At 66.8% G+C, this 21,896-nt stretch carries 1 protein-coding gene (only partly in view); it reads right to left on the minus strand.

The window, feature by feature from the left end; all coding sequences use genetic code 11:
* The coding region annotated (locus tag IEY68_RS33365) for a non-ribosomal peptide synthase/polyketide synthase (protein ID WP_189094632.1) crosses the window boundary (this coding region is incomplete at its 5' end): on the minus strand, positions 1–21,896 show 21,896 of its 40,542 nt. Its footprint begins 18,646 nt before the window's first position.

Below are 21,896 nucleotides of genomic sequence, written 5' to 3' on the forward strand. Positions count from 1 at the left end.
GCGTGGATATCGGAAAGGCTCACATAGTGGTGATCCAGCAGATCGGCCTGTTCGACCTGGACCCGGGCCAGCACTGTCCGCACGGATTCGTGTCGATCGAACCGCACCCGCACCGGGATCGTGTTGATGAACAACCCGACCATGGTCTCCACACCGGCCAGCTCCGGCGGACGGCCGGAGACCGTGGCGCCGAACAGCACATCGTCGCGACCGGTCAGACGTCCCAGCAGTACCGCCCACGCCACCTGCAGCACCGTGTTCGCCGTCACGCCGACCTCGGTGGCCAGCGTGGTCATCCGGGCGGTGGCCGCGGGGTCCAGCTCGAACTCGTACTCACCCGACAGCGCGTTGATTTCGGGTGCGGAGCCGCCCGCTTCGGGGCGGACGAGCAGTGTCGGTTCCTCGACCTCCGCCAGCGCCGCCCGCCAGGTCTCCAGCGAGACCTGGCGATCCTGCCGGCCCACCCATGCCAAGAAGGTCCGATAGGAATGGGCCGGCGGCAGCGCACTGGTATCGGCACGGACCGCGTACAACGTCAGCAGATCCCGCATGAGCAGCGGCATGGACCAGCCGTCGAGCAGAATGTGATGGTTCGACACCACGAACTGCCAGGTATCCGGCCCGGTCGCGATCAAGGTGAACCGGAGCAGCGGCGGCTCGGCGAGATCGAAGCGCCGCAACCGGTCCGCTTCGATGAGGTCGGCGGCCGTCCGGGTGCTGCTGCGGTCGTACTCGGTCCAGTCGACCGGCACATCCTGCAGGACCACCTGAACCGGGTTGCCCTCGTAGTCGGTGACGAAGGCGGTACGCAGGTTCTCGTACCGATCGACCAGGGCCTGTGCCGCCGCACGCAACCGGGCGGCATCCACCCGGCCGGTCAGCGTCAGCACCACCTGCGCGGTGTAGACATCCACGGACTCCGCGGCCAGCTGCGCGTGGAACCACATCCCGGCCTGCATCGAGGACAGCGACCACACATCGGCGACCGGCATCGGGAATCGCCGCTCGATTCCCTCGATATCGGCCTGCGACAGTGCGACCAGACCGAAATCGGATGAGGTGTGCCCACCGGCCTCCGCGGAATTCGCATGGCGAGCGACCGCTTCCAGCGCCCGCGCCCACAGCGCACCGAACTCGCGAACCTCATCGGCCGTCAGCAACGTCGACGGATACCCGATCCGCGCGGTCAGCTTCCCGCCGATCACTGCGGCATTGATATCCAGTGGTGCCATAGCCGGCATATCCGTATCGAATGCCCCGACGACGACCAGATCGTTCGTCTGCCACCAGCCGAAATCACGCATTTCCGCGGAGATCTCGCCCGCGCCGAATCGGCCCAGATAGTTGAAACTCACCTGTCCCGGCAGTGTGACCGGCAGCCGGCCCGCGGTCGCGCGGTTCATATAACGCAGCAGACCGTAACCGATCCCCTTGTCCGGCACCGCGAGCAGCTGTTCCTTCACCGACTTGAGCACCGCGCCCAGTGCCGGTCCCCCGGCGAGCGCATCCTCGATATCGCCGGCCGGCGCGAACCGCACCGGGAAGATCGTGGTGAACCAGCCGACCGTGCGGGACAGATCGGCCCCGGGCACGACCTCTTCCTCACGACCGTGGCCCTCGAGCCGGACCAGCAGCGGATCCTCGGCCGCGGCCCCGGGCACCCGACGGGCCCGCCACGTGGTGGTGGCGAGTACGAGTGCGGTGAGCAGGCCGTCGTTCACACCGCCGTGGAACAACTTCGGCACGGTGGTGAGCAACGCCTGGGTGACTTCCGGCGACACCTCCACCGAATGGATATCGACCGCCGCGGCGGTATCGACCACCGGATCCATCGCGCGGCTGGTCAGCAGTGGATCGGCGGTACCGGCCACGGTCTGCCAGTACTCCAGTTCCGCGACCCGCTCCGGGCTGTGCGCATGCTCCTCGAGCGCATGCGCCCAGGTCCGCATCGAAGTGCTGGGCGCCGACAGTTCCGGCTCCTGCCCGGCACTGTGCGCACCAGCGGACAGCAGGAAATCGGGAGTCAGCACGCGCCAGGACACCCCATCGACCACCATGTGATGCGCGACGACGACCAGGTACCCCGCTCGGTCGGCGGTATCCGGTTCCAGCCAGACGAACCGGACCACCACGCCGGTGCCGGGATCGAGCCGATCCAGCGTGGAATCGACAGCGGCCTGGGCTGTTTCGAGTAGCCGCTGCTCATCGGCGGTGGCATCGAACACCGTGTGATCGATCAGCGCGTCCACATCGACCGACCCCGGTTCGGCCGTTTCGACGAACCACTCGCCGTCCTCGGCGATCAGCCGTGCCCGCAACATATCGTGCCGGTCCAGCACCGGTCCCAGCACCGCGGCGATGGTCGCCCGGGTGACGCCGACCGGCAGGCTCAACGTCGTCAACTGGTGGTACCGGCCATAGGAACCGCGCCGTTCGACCATGAACCGCACGATCGATGTGAGCGGCAGCCGACCGACCCCGCCACCGGGCAACTCGGGCAACGACAGCACACCTTCAGCGGCTTCCCCGGCCTCGGCAACAGCCGCCAGGCCGGCCACCGTGCGCTGTTCGAACACCTGGCGCGGCGTGAACACCACCCCGCGCGCTTTCGCCCGGGACACGAGCTGAATAGAGACGATGCTGTCGCCGCCGAGGGCGAAGAACGAATCGTCCACACCCACCCGGTCCACACCCAGCACCTCGGCGAACACCTCGGCGACGATCTGCTCCATGGGATTACGCGGACCACGGAACGCCGCGCCGGTGGCGAAAACCGGTTCCGGCAATGCCTTCCGGTCCAGTTTTCCGTTGATGGTCAACGGAATCCGGTCCAGCGCGACCACCGCGGAGGGAACCATGTACGAGGGGAGCCGCGTGGCCGTGCCGTCGCGCACAGCGTCCGGATCGAGCTCGGTACCGGGCTCGGGCACCACATAGGCGACGATCCGCTGATCACCGGGGCGATCTTCCCGGACGATCACGGCGCCCTGCGCGATACCGGGCAGAGCGAGCACAGCGTCTTCGATCTCACCGAGCTCGATCCGGAACCCACGGATCTTGACCTGGTCGTCCGAACGCCCCAGATACTCGAGCTCACCGAAACGATTCCAGCGCGCGACGTCACCGGACCGATACAGGCGCGCACCGGGCGCACCGAACGGATCGGCCACGAAACGCGCCGCCGAAAGCTCCGGCCGGCCCAGATAACCACGCGAGAGCTGCCCACCGGACACATACAACTCACCCGGCACCCCGACCGGAACCGGCTGCAACCGGTTGTCCAGCACATAGGTCTTCAGCCCCGCCAGCGCCCGGCCGACGACACTACCGGCCGCCTCGGCGACAACAGCGGCGTCCAGCGCACGGTAGGACACGTGCACAGTGGTCTCGGTGATGCCGTACATGTTCACCAGGACCGGTGACGCCGTCTCCCGGCCACCGAGCACCCGGGTCCGGCCGTTCGTACCGTCCCCGTGCCGGGCGACCCAATCGGCAAGTCGACGCAACTCCAGCGCCTCACCACCGAAGATCACATAGCGCAGCGCGAGCGCGGTGGCATCGCCGGCCGCGGCCCGATCGGCCTCGGCCAGCTGATAGAACGCCGACGGAGTCTGGTTCAGTACCGTCACCCGCTCGGCGCGCAACAACTCCAGGAACTGCTCCGGCGAACGTGTCGTGTAGTAATCCACCACCACCGAAGTCCCGCCGAACAGCAGCGGGCCCCACAGCTCCCACACCGAGAAATCGAAGGCGTAGGAGTGGAACAGTGTCCACACATCGTCGGGCCCGAAACCGAACTCACGATCGGTGTTGGCGAACAACCGCACCACATTGCGATGGGCCACCGCTACGCCCTTCGGGCGGCCGGTCGAGCCGGAGGTGTAGATGACATAGGCGGTGTTGTCCGGACGCAGCGGCGCGAGCCGATCATCGTCGGTGATCGGCGCGTCGCTGATATCGCCACCGGAACCGTCCACCATCACCTGCGGCAGGTCCCTGGGCAGATCCGCCGTCACCGTGGCATCCCGGACCACCGCCTCCGGACGGGCATCGGCGAGCACATACGCGATCCGCTCGGCCGGCGAGTCGGGATCCACGGGCACATAACCGGCGCCCGATTTGATCACCGCCAGCAGTGCCACCACCAGATCCAGCGAACGGGGCAGCAACACCGCCACCAGGGATTCCGGACCGGCCCCCGCGGCGATCAACCGCCGCGCCAGGATATTCGCCCGCCGGTCCAACTCGGCGTAGGTGAGTCGATCGGATTCGAACTTCACCGCGGTCCGCTGCGCGTGCACGGCGGCGACCGCATCGAAAAGACTGGCGAGAGTGGCCGTTTCCGCCTCATCGACCGGATCTCCGTCGACGGTGAACACTCCGGCGCCGGCATCGGCACGCGTACTCACCCAATGACGCAGCACATTCGACCGCTCGATATCACCGAGCACATCGATATCACCGACCAGGCTCCGCGGATCGTCGGCAACCGCGCGCAGTATGCGCACGAACCGATCGGCGAAGGTCTCGACGGTATCCGCCTCGAACAGATCCGTGGCGAAGGTCAGCTGACCGCTCATACCTTCGGCCGTGCCCGTGGCGTCGTAGACCTCACCCAGGGTGAGGTTCAGGTCGTACTGCGAGACCGCGATATCGGCATCGATGCCCGATACCGTCAACCCCGGCAATTCCAGGCTCGATTGCGCCATGTTCTGGAACGTGAACCCGACCTGGAACAACGGATTCCGTGCGGTCGATCGTTCCGGGTCGAGCGCTTCCACCAGACGCTCGAACGGCACATCCGCATGCGCGAATGCCTGGATATCCACCTGCCGCTGCCGCGCCAGCAGATCCGCGAACGCCGCGCCGCGATCCACCTGGGTCCGCAACACCAGCGTGTTGACGAACATACCGATCAGATCGTCGAGCGCCTGCTCACCACGACCGGCCACCGGCGTACCGATCACGATGTCGTCGGTGCCCGACAGCCGCGACAACAACACCGCCCACGCGGAATGCACCACCATGAACAGGGTTGTGCCGTGTTGCTGTGCCAACCGCAGCAAACCGGCATGGATCTCGGCATCGATATCGATCGCCACGCGACCACCGGCGAACGACTGCTTCTCCGGGCGTGGATGATCCACCGGCAGGTCCAGCTGATCCGGAATATCGGCCAACGCCGACCGCCAGTAGTCGATCTGCTCGGCCGCCAGGGACTCCCGATCGCCCTCATCGCCCAGCACCGCACGCTGCCAGATCGCGTAATCGGCGTACTGGACCGGCAACGGCGCCCAGTGCGGGGCCGCACCCGCTGCCCGCGCGGCGTACGCGGTCATCAGATCCCGGGTCAGCGGCTGTACCGACAAACCGTCGCCGGCGATATGGTGCACGACCGCGGCGAGGACGTATTCGTCCGCGGCGCCGTCGATACGCAGCAATGTCAGCCGCACCGGCACCCGTTCGGCGACATCGAAGGACACCGCCATCAGCTCGAACACCGTGGTCTCGACCGCGTCCGCGGCCACCGGGCGCACGTCCAGCTCCGGTACCGCGCCCGACACCGGCAGAATCACCTGCATCGGACCGGATTCGGTCTCCGGGTACACCGTCCGCAACACCTCGTGCCGCGCGACCAGATCACCGACCGCCTGCCGCAACGCCGGAATGTCCAGCTGCCCGGTCAACCGGATGACCATCGGGATGTTGTAGGCCTTCGAACCGGAATCGAACCAGTTCAGGAACCACATCCGCTGCTGCGCCAGGGACAGCGGGATCCGCTCCACGACCTCCCCCGACGGCAGCACCCGAGTCGGTCGCGGTTGCGGCACCAGCGCCGGACGTCCGCCGGAACCGACCTGCTCTTCGAGCCGGGCGGCCAGCGTGCTGACAACGGATGCCTCGAACAGCACCCGGACCGGCACCTGGGTGTTCAACGCCGCACCCAGCCGCGCCACGACCTGGGTCGCCATCAGCGAATTGCCGCCGAGCGCGAAGAAATCGTCATCCGCGCCGACTCGTTCCACATCGAGAACATCGGCGAGCACGCGTGCCACGGTCTCCTCGACCGGTGTGGACGGCGCCCGGAACTTCCGCACCTCGAAAGCAGGCTCCGGCAGCGCCTTACGATCCAGCTTCCCGGCCGGGGTCAGCGGGATCTCGTCGATCACCATGACCGACGCCGGCACCATGTACGACGGCAACCGCTGCCCGACGTACTCGCGCAATTCGGCGACGTCGATCGAACGGCCCGGTGCGGCCACCACATACGACACCAGCGATACCGCGCCCGCGGCGTTCTTGTGCCCGGTGGTGACCGCGAAGTCCACGGTCTCGTGCGCGGTCAGCGCCGCGTCGATCTCACCCAGCTCGATCCGGAAACCACGAACCTTGACCTGGAAATCGTTACGGCCCACATACTCCACCGCCGGATCACCAGCCGCGTCGCGCTGCCACCGCACAATGTCACCCGTGCGATACAACCGCGACCCCGGCTCACCGAACGGATCGGCCACAAAACGCTCAGCAGTCAAACCCACCCGCGCGTGATAACCACGCGCCAACTGGACACCACCGACATACAACTCACCGGCCACACCCTCCGGCACCGGATTCAACCGGTCATCCAGCACCAGCGCACGCATACCCCGCACCGGACCACCGATCGTCACCGGATCACCCGGCAACAACACACCACTGATATTCGTCGCGACCGTCGCCTCGGTCGGACCATAAGCATTATGGAACCGACGCTGCGACCCACCTTCGGGGACCGTCGACCATTTCGCGACGAGGTCCGCCGAGATGGCCTCACCACCGGCGATGATCACTTCCATACCGGCGAGATCGGCCGGATCCAGCGAGGCCAGCACCGACGGCGTGATCAAACCGACCGTGACACCTTCACGAGCGATCAACTCACCCAACTCAGCGCCACCATAGGTACCCGTCGGCACCACAACCAGCGCACCCGCCGAACCCACAGCAAGCAACAGTTCCAAGATCGACGCATCGAACGACGGCGACGCAAAGGCCAGCGCCCGCGAATCCGCGGTCAACCGGTAACGCTCCACCTGCTCAGCACTGAAATTCGCCAAACCCGCATGCGTGACGACCACACCCTTGGGCACACCCGTCGAACCCGAGGTGTAGATGACATACGCCGGACTCGCCGGAGTCAACGGCCACACCCGATCCGCATCCGTGATCGGATCACCCGGATACCCCTCGAGCGCGAGCTCGTCGAGGACCAGCCAATCCACCGAATCCGGCAACTCCGCCCGCACCGACGACACCGTGATACCCACCGGTGCACCGGAATCGGACAACATATGCGCGATACGATCCGCCGGATACGTCGGGTCGACCGGCAAGAACGCCGCACCCGACTTCGTCACAGCCCATTCGGCCAGCACCGAATCCGCCGACCGCGGCATCGCCACCGCCACCAGATCCTCAGCACCCAGGCAACGCTCGATCAACACCTGCGCCAACCGGTTCGACCGCTCGTCGAACTCACCATAGGAATACCGGACACCCTCGAACACCACCGCCGGCGCCGACGGATCCACCGCCACCGCCGCAGCCAGCAACTCCGGCAACGTCCGCGCCGGCACCGCCGGACCACCCGAACGAGCGAGGATCTCGCCGCGCTCGGCCTCGTCCAGAATCTCCACCGCGCCCAGCACCACGTCCGGGTCGGCGGCCACCGCGGCCAGCAACCACCGGAACCGGGTAATCATGGTGCGGATGGTCGCCTCGTCGAACAGATCGGTGGCGTAGTTCAGGAACAGGGTCATCCCACCGGACCCGTTCTCGGCCAGCGTGAACTGCAGATCGAAGCGGGCCACGTCGTCGGCGAGTTCTACACCGGAGACCTCCAGGCCCGCCAGGTCCAGCACCGCCTGTTCCTGATTCTGCAGCGACAGCGCCACCTGGAACAGCGGGTTACGCGCCTGCGAACGCTCCGGCGCCAGCAGATCCACCAACCGCTCGAACGGCACATCGGCATTACCGAACGCGTCGAGATCGGTCTGTCGTGCCCGATCCAGCAACTCCGCGAACGACTCACCCGAGCCGACACTCGTCCGCAACACCAACGTGTTGACGAACATGCCGACCAGATCGTCCAGAGCTCGCTCACCACGACCCGCGATCGGCGTACCGATCGCGACGTCGTCGCTACCGGACAACCGCGCCAGCAACGCCGCCAGCGCCGCATGGAACACCATGAACATCGAGGCATTACGGCGACGCGCCAGCGCATCCAGGTCCCCGACGAGCTCGGCGGACAACTCACCGCTCACCGTCGCACCGCGCATCGACGCGACCGCCGGACGCGGCCGGTCCGCCGGCAGTGCCAGCTCGTCGGGAACACCGGCGAGAGTGCGCTTCCAGAAAGCGATCTGCCGCGCCATCGGCGAAGCCGGATCGTCCTCGGCGCCCAGCACCCGCCGCTGCCACAGCGTGAAGTCCGCGTACTGGACCGGCAGCAGATCCCAGCCCGGCTCGAGATCCCGGACCCGCGCCGCGTACGCGGTCATCACATCGCGGGCCAGCGGGGCCATCGAGAAACCGTCACCGGAGATGTGGTGCACCACCACGACCAGCACGAATTCGCGCGGCGTCACCTCGAGCAATCGGGTCCGCAACGGCGGGGCCACGGACACATCGAAACCGACACCCACGAACTCCGCGATCGCGGCGGGCAGCTCGTCCGCGGTGACCGCGACCGTTTCCAGCCCCAGATCGACCTGATCCGCGGGCACGATCACCTGCACCGGCTTCTCGGAGCGCTCCGGGAAGTAGGTGCGCAGCGATTCGTGCCGCCACAGCACATCGGCCAGCGCGGCCCGCAGCGCCACCACGTCCAGCTCACCCGAGAGCCGGATCGCCATCGGCAGGTTGTAGGCCACCGACGACGTGTCGTACTGGTTCAGGAACCACATCCGCTGCTGCGCGAACGACAACGGCACCAGTTCGGGCCGCGGCCCTGCCTCCAGTGCCGGGCGCGCTTTCTCACCGGTCTGCTCGACCCGCACGGCCAACGCTGCCACCGTCGGCGCCTCGAACAACGCCCGCACCGGCACCCGGACGTCGAGCGCGGCACCGATACGCGCCGCGACCTGCGTCGCGACCAGCGAGTTACCACCCAGTTCGAAGAAATCGTCGTCCGCACCGACCCGCTGCAGACCGAGCACGTCGGCGAACGTCGATGCCACAACCTCCTCGATCGGGGTCGACGGCGCCCGGAACACCCGCGCCTCGAACACCGGCGCCGGCAGCAACTTGCGGTCCAGTTTCCCGGAGACGTTCATCGGGAACGCGTCGAGCACCACGAAGGCCGCGGGCACCATATAGGCCGGGAGTTCGGCACGCAGTGCGGTCTTCACGGCTTCCGGATCGATCGCCCGGCCGGTATCCGGTACGAGATAGGCCACCAGCTGGTCACCGGTGTGCTCATCGGTGCGCATGACCACCACCGCCTGGGCGATCTCGTCCACACCGATCAGCGCCGACTCGATCTCACCGAGCTCGATCCGCAGACCGCGCAGCTTCACCTGGAAGTCGGTGCGACCCAGGTATTCGAGCTCGCCGTCGAGGTTCCAGCGAACCAGATCGCCGGTCCGGTACATCCGTTCGCCGGCACCGAACGGGTTCGCCACGAACCGGTCGAAGGTCAGATCGGGACGATCCACATACCCCTGCGCCAGCTGCGCGCCGGCCAGGTAGAGCTCGCCGGGAACCCCCGGCGGGACCGGCCGCAACCGGCCGTCCAGCACGTAGGCCTGAGTGTTGAACGCCGGCACGCCGATCGGCACCGAGACCGTATCGGCCTCGGTCACTTCGTGGTAGATCAGGTCGACCGTGGCCTCGGTGGGGCCGTACAGGTTGTGCAGCCGGGCGTTGGTCAGCTTCCGCAACCGTCGCGGAATGTCATTGGGCAGCGCCTCGCCGCCGACGATGATGTGGCGCAGACTCGACCACGCCTCGGGGCCGGTTTCGGCCATGATGACCGACAGCATCGACGGTACGAACTGCGCCGTCGTGACACCCTCGGACTCGATGATCCCGGCGAGATAGCCGGGGTCACGGTGTCCGTCCGGACGAGCGACCACGAGGCGAGCACCCACCTGCAACGGCAGGAAGAACTCCCGGACCGAGGCGTCGAAGGTGACCGGTGCGCGCTGCAACATGACATCGGCCGCCGCCATGCCGTAGCGCGCGTGGGTGCCCACCAAGCAGTTCACGATCGCCCCGTGCGCCACCGCGACGCCCTTGGGGCGGCCGGTCGAGCCGGAGGTGAAGATCACGTACGCGGTGTTGCCCGAACGCAGTGGCCGCAGCCGGTCCGCATCGGTGAGCGGGGCATCCGAGAACTCGGCCAGATCCAGCTGATCGATCCGCACCTGCCGCTCGATCACCGGATCCAGATCGTCACCGGCGGTGAGCACACACGCCGGGCGAGCGGTCTCGAGGATGTACCCGAGCCGTTCCACCGGCTGATCCGGATCCAGCGGCACATACGCGCCACCGGCCACGACCACCGCGTACATCCCGACAACGAGGTCGAACGATCGCTGCATACCCAGCGCCACGTACACCTCGGGCCCGACACCCATCCCGACGAGCCGGCGGGCCAGCCGGTGTACCCGGCCCGCGAACTCGGCGTAGGACAGATTCGTCCCCTCGAAGGTGAGCGCGATCTCGTCCGGGGTCCGGGCGACCTGCGCCTCGAACAGCGATACCAGGGTGGCGGTGGCATTGCCCGGGGTCTCGGTGAGCGCGGTCTCCACCGGGAAACCGGTCGCGTTCCATCGATCGAGTACCAGGGCCCGTTCGGCCGGGGCCATGAGCTCGATATCGCCGACCGGCACCGTCTCGTCCGCGATCACCGCGCGCAGCACCCGCACGAATCGGCGGCCGAACTCGGATACGAATTCGTCGTCGAAGAGGTCTGTGGCGTAGAGGATCTCGGCATCCATGCCCGATCCACCGGTGACGGCCTCGCTCATGGTGAGCGACATATCGTATTTGGTGGTCGGTATATCGACACCCAGCCCGGTCATCGTCAGACCCGGCAGTTCCAGCCGATTCTCGCCCAAGTTCTGGAACGCGAGCATCACCTGGAACAGCGGCTGACGCGACTGGGAACGGACCGGATTGAGGACCTCGACCAGGCGCTCGAACGGGACATCCGCATGCGCGAACGCGGCCAGGTCGCGATCACGCACCTGCGCGAGCAGATCGGTGAACGGTGCGCCGATATCGATCCGGGTCCGCAGCACCAGCGTGTTGACGAACATGCCGACCAACTCGTCGAGCACCCGCTCGCCGCGGCCGGCGACCGGGATACCGATGGCGATATCGGTGGTTCCGCTGAGCCGGGCGAGCAGGGTGGCGAAAGTGCTGTGCACGAGCATGAACAGCGTGACGCCCTGAGCCTGGGCGACCAGGTTCAACTCGTCGATCACCTCACCGGGCACGGCGAACCGGTGCGTCGCCGCCCGTTCGCTGGCGACCGCGGGACGGGGCCGGCTGGACAACCGCAGCTCGTCGGGCAGTTCGTCCAGTTCGGCCTTCCAGAAGTCCAGCTGCTGGGAGACCAGCGACGCCGGATCGTCATCGGAACCGAGAACCTCACGCTGCCACATCGCGTAGTCGATGTACTGAACGGCCATCGGTTCCCATTCCGGAACCGCACCGGCCGAACGTGCCGAGTACGCGATCATCAGGTCACGGCTCAGCGGCCGCATCGAGAAACCGTCGGCGGCGATATGGTGCACCACACCGGCCAGCACGTGGTCGTCCTCGGCCAGGCGATAGACCTGCAGACGAACCGGCAGTTCACCGGTCAGATCGAATCCGCGGACGACGAAGTCGGCGATCGAAGCGAAAAGTTCGGCACTGAGCTCGGCACCCGACACCGCGGCCCGATGCGATTCGATGACCTCCACATCCGGAACCGCCCGCTCCGGTGGCAGCACCTGCTGATAGCCGACACCGTCGTGGGACGGATACACGGTGCGCAGCGATTCGTGCCGGGCGATCACATCGGCCACCGCCTGGAGCAGCGCCGCCATATCGACCGTGCCGCTCAAGCGCAGCACGATCGGAATATTGTCGACCGCGGATTCCGGTTCGAACCGGTTGAGGAACCACATCCGCTGCTGCGCCTGCGACAGCGGCGGCCGTTCGGGCCGGGGACGCGCGGCGAGTACCGGACGCCCACCGGCACCGGCCTGCTGCTCCACCCGGGCCGCCAGCGCGGCCACCGTCGAATCCTCGAACAGCATCCGCACCGGGACCTGGGTATCGAGTGCGGCCCCGATCCGGGCCGCCACCTGGGTCGCGATCAGCGAGTTGCCGCCGAGGGCGAAGAAATCGTCGTCGGCGCCGACCCGCTCGGTACCGAGAACCTCCGCGAAGACCCCGGCCACGATCTCCTCGATCGGGGTCGACGCGGATCGGGAACCACCCGATTCGAACACCGGCGCGGGCAGTGCCCGGCGATCCAGTTTCCCGTTGATGGTCAACGGGATCCGGTCCAGCACGACGAGCGCGGACGGCACCATGTAGGCCGGCACCCGCCGGCCGGCGCCCTCGCGGATCTGCTCCGTATCGAGCTCGGTCCCGGTTTCCGGCACCACATACGCGACGATCCGGTGATCACCCGGGTTGTCCTCGCGGACGATGACCGCGGCCTGCGCGACACCCGCCTGCGCGAGCACCGCTGCCTCGATCTCGCCGAGTTCGATCCGGAATCCGCGCACCTTGACCTGATCGTCGGCGCGGCCGAGGTATTCGAGTTCGCCGAAACGGTTCCAGCGCGCGAGATCGCCGGAGCGGTAGAGCCGGGCACCGGGTGTACCCGGTTCGGCCAGCGGATTCGCCACGAAACGGGCGGCCGTCAGATCCGGGCGGCCCAGGTAGCCGCGGGACAGCTGCCTGCCGGCCACGTACAGCTCACCCGCCACCCCGACCGGCACCGGCTGGAGCCGGTTGTCCAGCACGTAGGTCTTCAGCCCACCCAGCGCCCGGCCGATCACGCTGCCGGCCGCACCGGCGATGGTCTCCGCGTCCAGCGCGCGGTAGGACACGTGCACGGTGGTCTCGGTGATGCCGTACATATTCACCAGCAGCGGCGAGGCGGTTTCCCGGTCGCCGATCTGGGCGGTACGTCCGGTCGTCCCGTCACCGTGGCGGGCGACCCAATCGGCGAGCCGGCGCAGTTCCAGTGCCTCACCACCGAATACGACGTACCGCAGCGCCAGCGGACGCTCCGCCGCCGCGGTGCGATCGGCCTCGGCCAGCTGATAGAACGCCGACGGCGTCTGGTTCAGCACGGTGACCCGTTCGGTGCGCAGCAGTTCCAGGAACTGGTGCGGCGACCGTGAGGTGTAGTAGTCGACGACCACCAGGGTGCCGCCGAAGAGCAGCGGTCCCCACAGCTCCCAGACCGAGAAGTCGAAGGCGTAGGAGTGGAACAGGGTCCACACATCCTCGGCGCCGAAACCGAATTCGCGCTCGGTATTGGCGAACAGTCGCACCACATTCCGGTGTGCCACCGCGACGCCCTTGGGGCGGCCGGTGGAACCGGACGTGTAGATGACGTAGGCCGTGTTGTCCGGCCGCAAGGGCGCGAGGCGATCGGCGTCGGTGATCGGACCGTCGTCGGCGTCCTCGATATCACCGACTTCTACGGAGTAACCGTCCATCACCACACGCGAGATACCACTGGGCAGTTCCACCCGCACCGAGGAATCCAGCACCACGGTCGCCGGACGCGCGTCCTCGAGCACGTAGGCGATCCGTTCGGCGGGATAGTCCGGGTCCACCGGCACGTAGCCGGCACCGGACTTGATCACCGCGAGCAGTGCGACCACCAGATCCAGCGAACGTGGCAACAACACCGCGACGAGGGTTTCCGGCCCGGCGCCCTCGGAGATCAACCGGCGCGCCAGCACATTCGCGCGGCGCTCCAACTCGGCGTAGGTGAGCTGGTCGCCCTCGTACTTCGCGGCGGTCCGGTGCGGATGTTCCCCGGCAACCGCCTCGAACAGCCCGGCCAGGGTGGCCGTTTCCGGGCGATCGACCGGTACACCGTCGATGCTGAACACGCCGGGGGCCGCGTCGGCACGGGATCTCACCCAGCGCTGTGCCACATCCAGGCGCTCGGTATCACCGAGCAGATCGATATCACCGACCGCGGTTTCGGGCACCTCGACGATCGCGCGCAGAATCCGCACGAAACGATCGGCGAAACCTGCCACGGTTTCCGGATCGAACAGATCGGTGGCGTAGGCCCACTGCATCCGCAGGCCACCGTCCGCGGCCCCCTCGGTGCCGACCGTCAGCTGGAGATCGAATTTCGACTGGCCGGTCTCGAAGTCGACGACACCGAGGTCGAGCCCGGGGAGCGACACCGCCGCGGTATCGGCCACCGAAGCGGCCTCGAAGGCCAGGACGACCTGGAACAGCGGGTGATGTGCCTGCGAACGGCGCGGATTGAGGATATCGACGAGCCGCTCGAACGGGACATCGGCGTTCGCGAAGGCCGCGAGGTCGGTGCGGCGCACCTCGGCCAGCAGATCGGTGAACGTCGTCCCCGGAGCCACCTCGGTACGCAGGACCAGGGTGTTGACGAACATGCCGACCAGATCGTCGAGGGCCTGTTCACCGCGTCCGGCGATCGGGGTACCGATGCTGATATCGGTACTGCTGGACAACCGGCCCGCCCAGGCGGCGAGCGCCGCGTGCACGACCATGAACAGGGTCGTGCCGTGCGAGCGGGCCAAGCTCTCGAGGCCGGCCCGCAGCGTGGCATCGATCGCGAAGTCATGGGCGGCACCAGCATTGGAGGCGATTTCCGGGCGCGGCCGGTCGGTCGGCAGTTCCAGCCGGTCGGGCAGATCCCGCAGCTGTTCGCTCCAGTAGGCGACCTGCTCGGCGGCGACCGATTCGGGATCGTCCTCCGAACCCAGCACCTCGCGCTGCCAGAGCGTGTAGTCGGCGTACTGGACCGCCAGCGGCTCCCAGCCGGGAACCACACCGCGACTGCGGTCGGTGTAGGCGACGACGAGATCGCGCAACAGCGGACGCGGCGAGAAACCGTCGGAGCTGATGTGATGCGCGACGAGGACGACGACATGGTTGTGCTCGTCCAGACGCAACAGTGTCACCTGGAACGGCAACTCGGCCGTGACATCGAAGAACACTCCGGCCAACTGCAGCACCCGCGCCGGCAGTTCCGTCTCGGTGACCGGTTCGGCGATGAGTTCGAAACTCACCTCACCGGCGGGCAGCACCTGCTGGTGGCCGATACCGTCCACCTCCGGATACACGGTCCGCAGCACCTCGTGCCGGGCGACCACATCCGCGACCGCCGCACGCAGCGCCTCGACGTCGAGTGCACCGGACAGCCGGATCGCCAGCGGGATGTTATAGGCCGCGGACCGGTCGTCGAACCGGTTCAGGAACCACATCCGCTGCTGCGCCAACGACAACGGCACCCGCTCCGGCCGCTCCCGCGGCGCCAGTATCGGCAGACCACCGCGACCGGTGGCGGTCTCGGCGGCAGCCGCCAAAGCGGTCACAGTAGAAGCCTCGAACAGCATCCGCACCGGCACCTGCGTATCCAACGCAGTCCCTAGACGCGCGGCGACCTGGGTCGCGACCAGCGAATTACCACCCAGGGCGAAGAAATCATCATCCGAGCCGACCCGCTGCACACCGAGCACCTCGGCGAACACACCCGCGACAATCTCCTCGATCGGAGTCGACGGCGCCCGGAACTCCTTCGTCTCGAACACCGGCGCCGGCAACGCCTTACGATCCAACTTCCCCGAGGTGTTCAACGGGAACGCATCGAGAACGACCACCGCGGCCGGAACCATATAAACCGGCAGCACCTCACGCAAAGCATCCAGCAACACACCGGAAACAACCTGCGCACCCGGAGCAGGCACCACATAAGCAACGAGCTGCTCACCCAGATCCGACGCCGCGACCGTCACCACAGCCTGACTCACCACCGGCTGCGCCAACACCGCCGACTCGATCTCACCCAACTCGATCCGCTGACCACGGAACTTCACCTGGAAATCAGTACGACCCAAATACTCGAGCACCGGCAGGCCATCCACCTGCTGCCAGCGCACCAGATCACCCGTGCGATACATCCGCCCCGCAGGATCGAACGGACTCGCCACAAACCGATCCGCCGACAGATCCGGACGCGTCACATAACCACGAGCCAACTGATCACCCGCGAGATACAGCTCACCCACCACACCCGCAGGCACCGGCCGCAACCGCGAATCCAACACATACACACGACTGTTCCACTGCGGAACACCGATCGGCACACCCGTGGTCTCATCACCGGTCGCCTGCCAATACGTGATCGACACCGCAGCCTCGGTCGGACCATACAAATTGTGCACCGCGGCATCAGAAATACTGTGCATCGCCGTCACCGTCTCCGGCGGCAACGCCTCACCGATCACGAACACATGCTCGAGACTCCGGATCGACTCCGCCGGAGTATGCGCAGCGAACACCGACAACATCGACGGCACAAAATCGGTCACCGTCACCTGATACTCGGCAATCGTCCGAGCCAGATACTCCGTATCCCGATGACCATCCGGAGTCGCCACCACCAGATGAGCACCCGCCGCCAACGGCAGGAAATAACCCCACAACGACACATCGAACGTCGTCGCGGTCTTCTGCAGATAGACGTCCGAAGCGTCCAGCGGATACTGATCCAGCATCCACGCGACCTGATTACCGATCGCCGAATGCGGAACCGCCACACCCTTCGGACGACCCGTCGAACCCGACGTGAAGATCACATACGCCGTATTCGACGACCGCAACACCGCGCAACGATCGGCATCGGTCACCTCGACATCGGAGTACCCGGACACATCCAGGGTGTCCAACGCCAACACCGGCACACCCGCACCCTCGGGCACCGCACCGGCATCGGCCGTCATGGTCAACACACACAACGGTGCCGCCGTATCCAGAATGTAGCCGATCCGCTCCGCCGGATGCGCGGGATCCAACGGCACATACGCACCACCCGCAGCAACCACGGCGTACATACCGACAACCAGATCCAGCGACCGCGAAACCAGCAGCCCGACCAAAGTCTCCGGACCCACACCTTCGGCGATCAGATACCGCGCCAGCTGATTCACCCGACCCGCGAACTCGCCATAGGACAGACTCGTCCCCTCGAACGAGATCGCCACCCGATCCGGATGAGCAGCAGCCACAGCATTGAACCCGTCCAGCAGCAACCCCGCCGGCACCGCATGCTCGGTCGCGTTCCACTGCGCCAGCACCTGCGCACGCTCGACCGGCGCCAAGAGCTCCAGATCACCGACCGCGGTCTCCGGCGCCGCGACGATCTCCCGCAACAACCGCGCGAACCGATCCACGAATCCCTGGACGGTGGCATGGTCGAACAGGGCGGTGGCGTACGTCAGGTACCCGGCCACACCAGCCGGTGCACCGGTGGTGTCGTAGGAATCGCCGATGATCAGGTTCAGGTCGAACTGGGAGATCTCGGAATCGAAATCCACCCCGGAAACTGTCAGACCGGGGAGCTCCAGCACCGTCTGCGCGAGGTTCTGGAACGTGAAGCCCACCTGGAACAACGGATGCCGCGCGGTAGAACGCGCCGGGTTGAGTACCTCCACCAGCCGCTCGAACGGCACATCCGCATGCGCGAACGCCGCGATATCGGCCTCCCGCTGCCGCGACAAGAGCTCCGCGAAAGACTCCCCACGATCCAACTCGGTACGGAACACCAACGTGTTCACGAACATACCGATCAAACCATCGAGCGCCTGCTCACCACGACCCGCGACCGGCGTACCAACCGTGACGTCATCACTACCCGACAACCGCGACAACAACACCGCCAGCGCCGAATGCACAACCATGAACAGCGTCGCGTTCCGCTCCTGCGCAACCCGCACCAACCCGGCATGAACCTCGGCATCGACCGCGACCTCGACCCGGCTACCCGCGAAAGACTGCACCGCCGGACGCGGCCGATCGACCGGAAGATCCAGCTGATCCGGCACACCCGCCAGAGTCGACTTCCAGTAGCCCACCTGCTGAGCCGCCAGCGACTCCGGATCGGCTTCGTCACCGAGCAGTTCACGCTGCCAGATGCTGTAGTCGGCGTACTGCACCGGTAACGGAGCCCAGCCGGGCGCCGCACCAGCGGAACGAGCGGCGTAGCCGATCATCAAGTCCCGGGTCAGCGGGCCCACCGACGAACCGTCACCGGCGATGTGATGGATGACCATCGCCAGCACGAACTCACCGGCCGCGCTGTCACTGTCCGCCGCGGCGCCGGCACCTGCCGTGTCCTCGACCCGGAACAGCGCCACCCGCAACGGCACCTCGGCCGTCACATCGAAACCGGCCGACATCAGCTCGGTGATCCCGGCCACCGCGTCATCGGTGGGCGCGATCTCGAGCCCGCCGCCGATCACCTGATCGGCCGGCAGCACCTCCTGGTACGGCAGGCCGTCCGGACCCACCGGATAGCGTGTCCGCAGGGATTCGTGCCGCTGCAGCAGATCCGCGACAGCCTCTCGCAGCGCATTCACGTCCAGCTCACCCGACAAACGGATGGCCAGCGGAATGTTGTAGGCCGGCGACTGCTGATCGAACCGGTTCAGGAACCACATCCGCTGCTGCGCCAGCGACAACGGCACATGCTGCGGGCGCGGCTGCGGCACCAGCGCCGAACGTCCACCGGACCCGGCATGCTGTTCCACCCGTACGGCCAGACCAGCCACCGTGGAAGCCTCGAACAGTGCCCGCACGGGAACGGTGGCGTCCAACGCCTTGCCCAGACGCGCCGCCACCTGCGTCGCGATGAGCGAGTTACCACCGAGCGCGAAGAAATCATCGTCGGCGCCGACCCGGTCCACACCGAGGACCTCGGCGTAGACACCCGCCACGATCTCTTCGATCGGGGTCGAGGGCGCACGGAATTCCTGCGCTTCGAATACCGGCTCCGGCAGGGCTTTACGATCCAGCTTTCCGTTCACGTTCAACGGCAACGCATCGAGTTCCACGAACACCGAAGGCACCATGTACGACGGCAACCGTCGCGCCAGCTCGGCCTGGATCCGGCCGGTATCCAGGCCCCCGGCACCGGCGGCGGGTACGAGGTAGCCCACCAGCCGATCCCCGGTACGCGGATCCGAGGAAGCCACGACCGCGGTCTGCGCGATCTGTGGCAGGGCCAGTAGCGCCGCCTCGATCTCACCGAGCTCGATCCGGAAACCACGAATCTTGACCTGGAAGTCGGTGCGTCCGCGATACTCCAGCTCGCCGTTACGATCGAATGCCGCCAGATCGCCGGTGCGGTACATCCGCTGCCCCGGCACGAACGGATCGGCCACGAACCGTTCCGCGCTCAGCTCCGGTCGTCCGAAGTAGCCGACCGCCAACTGGTCGCCCGCCAGATACAGCTCACCCGCGACACCATCGGGTACGAGTCCCAGCCGCGCGTCCAGCACGTACACCCGCGAATTCCACTGCGGCACACCGATCGGCACCGATACCCGGTCGGCCTCGGTCACCCGATGCGTGGTGATCGACACCGCCGCCTCGGTCGGACCGTACAAATTGAACAGTTCGACGGCCGGGAACCCCGCCAGCATCCGCTGCGCCGTCGCCGCCGGCAACGCCTCACCGATCGCCAGCACCCGCCGCAACGAACCCGCGAGCCCCTCATCGGTGCCCAGCAGGGCATCCAACATCGACGGCACCACCGTCAACGTCGACACCCGCTCACGAGCCATCAACGCGTTCAGATACGACGGATCCCGATGCCCCTCCACCTCGGCGATCACCATCCGGCCACCGGACACAGCCGCGAGCCAGAATTCCCACACCGACAAGTCGAACGTCGCCGCAGTCTTCAACAACACCGCATCCGACGAGTCCAACCCGAACTCCGCAGTGATATACCGCAACTGGTTCACGATCGCCGCATGCGGAACCGCCACACCCTTCGGACGACCCGTCGAACCCGACGTGAAAATCACATACGCCGTATCCGCCGCACGCAACGGCGCCACCCGCTCGGCATCGGACACCGGCGACGAATCGAAACCACTGATATCCAAGGTGTCGACGGTCAGCAACGGCACACCGTCAGCGAGTCCTTCGATACCGGCGTCAGCGGTGGTCAGCACACACACCGGTGCCGCCGTCTCGACGATATAACCCGTACGCTCAGCAGGCTGATCAGGATCCACCGGCACATACACACCACCAGCCGTGGCGACCGCGTACATCGCGACCACCAGATCCACCGACCGCCGCAACCCCAGCACAACCCGATCCTGCGGACCCACACCCACCGCGATCAGATACCGGGCCAACCGATTGACCCGCGCACCCAACTCCCCATAAGTAACCCGAGAACCATCCGCGGCGACCAACGCCACCGCATCCGAGCCCGCCGCAACCGTCGCATCCAGCAACGACACCAGCGTCGCCGCCGAATCCAGCCGACGCTCGGTCGAATTACGGGCGACAGCGATAGCCGTCCGTTCCGCGGGCTCGAGGATATCGAGCTCCCCCACCGCGATATGCGGGACGGCGACGATCTCATCCAGCAAGCGGGCGAAACGATCCACGAATTCCTGTGCGGTGTCGTGGTCGAACAGGTCGGTGGCATATGTCAGGTGACCGCTCACACCGTTCGGCGCGCCCGTGTCGTCGTAGTCGTCCGCGACGATCAGATGCAGGTCGAACTGGGAGATCTCGGTATCGACCTCCACACCCGACACCGTCAGGCCCGGCAGTTCCAGACTCGACTGCGCCAGATTCTGGAACGAGAAACCCACCTGGAACAACGGATGCCGCGCGGTAGAACGCGCCGGGTTGAGTACCTCCACCAGCCGCTCGAACGGCACATCCGCATGCGCGAACGCCGCGATATCGGTCTCCCGCTGCCGCGACAACAGGTCGGCGAAGGACTCACCGAGATCGAGCTGCGTCCGGAACACCAGAGTGTTCACGAACATACCGATCAAATCGTCCAGGGCCTGCTCGCCACGACCAGCGACGGGTGTGCCGATCGTGATGTCCTCGGTACCCGACAGCCGCGACAGCAACACCGCCAGCGCCGAATGCACGACCATGAACAACGTCGCGCCCTGCTGCTGCGCCACCCGCTGTAGTCCGGCATGGGTCTCGGCGCCGATGGCGACCCGGACCCGGCTGCCGGCGAACGACTGCACCGCCGGACGCGGCCGATCCGCCGGCAGATCCAGTTGATCCGGCACACCGCCCAGCGCCGACTGCCAGTACCCGACCTGCCGTGCGGACAGCGATTCCGGATCGGCCTCGTCACCGAGCAACTCACGCTGCCACAACGCGTAATCGGCGTATTGCACCGGCAACGCCGTCCACCCCGGCGTCTCACCGGCTGAGCGGGCCGCGTAGGCGGTCATCAGGTCCCGGGTCAGCGGGCCCACAGAGGAACCGTCACCGGCGATGTGGTGCACCACCATCGCCAGCACGAACTCGTCGGCCGCACCGTCGCTATCGACACCGGTTGTGTCGTCGACCCGGAACAGCGCCACCCGCAACGGCACCTCGGCCGTCACATCGAAACCGGCCGACGCCAGCTCCGCCACCGCGGCCACCACGTCGCCCGGAGCAACCGAGCGCACCCGCAGACGCGGCACAGCCTCACCGGCGGGCAGGATCACCTGCACCGGACCCGATTCGGTCTCCGGATACACGGTCCGCAGCACCTCGTGCCGCGCCACCAGATCGGCGACCGCCGCACGCAGCGCGTCCACATCCAACGCACCCGACAACCGGATCGCCATCGGCAA

It is taken from the genome of Nocardia jinanensis, assembly GCF_014645735.1.
Taxonomy (GTDB): Bacteria; Actinomycetota; Actinomycetes; order Mycobacteriales; family Mycobacteriaceae; genus Nocardia; species Nocardia jinanensis.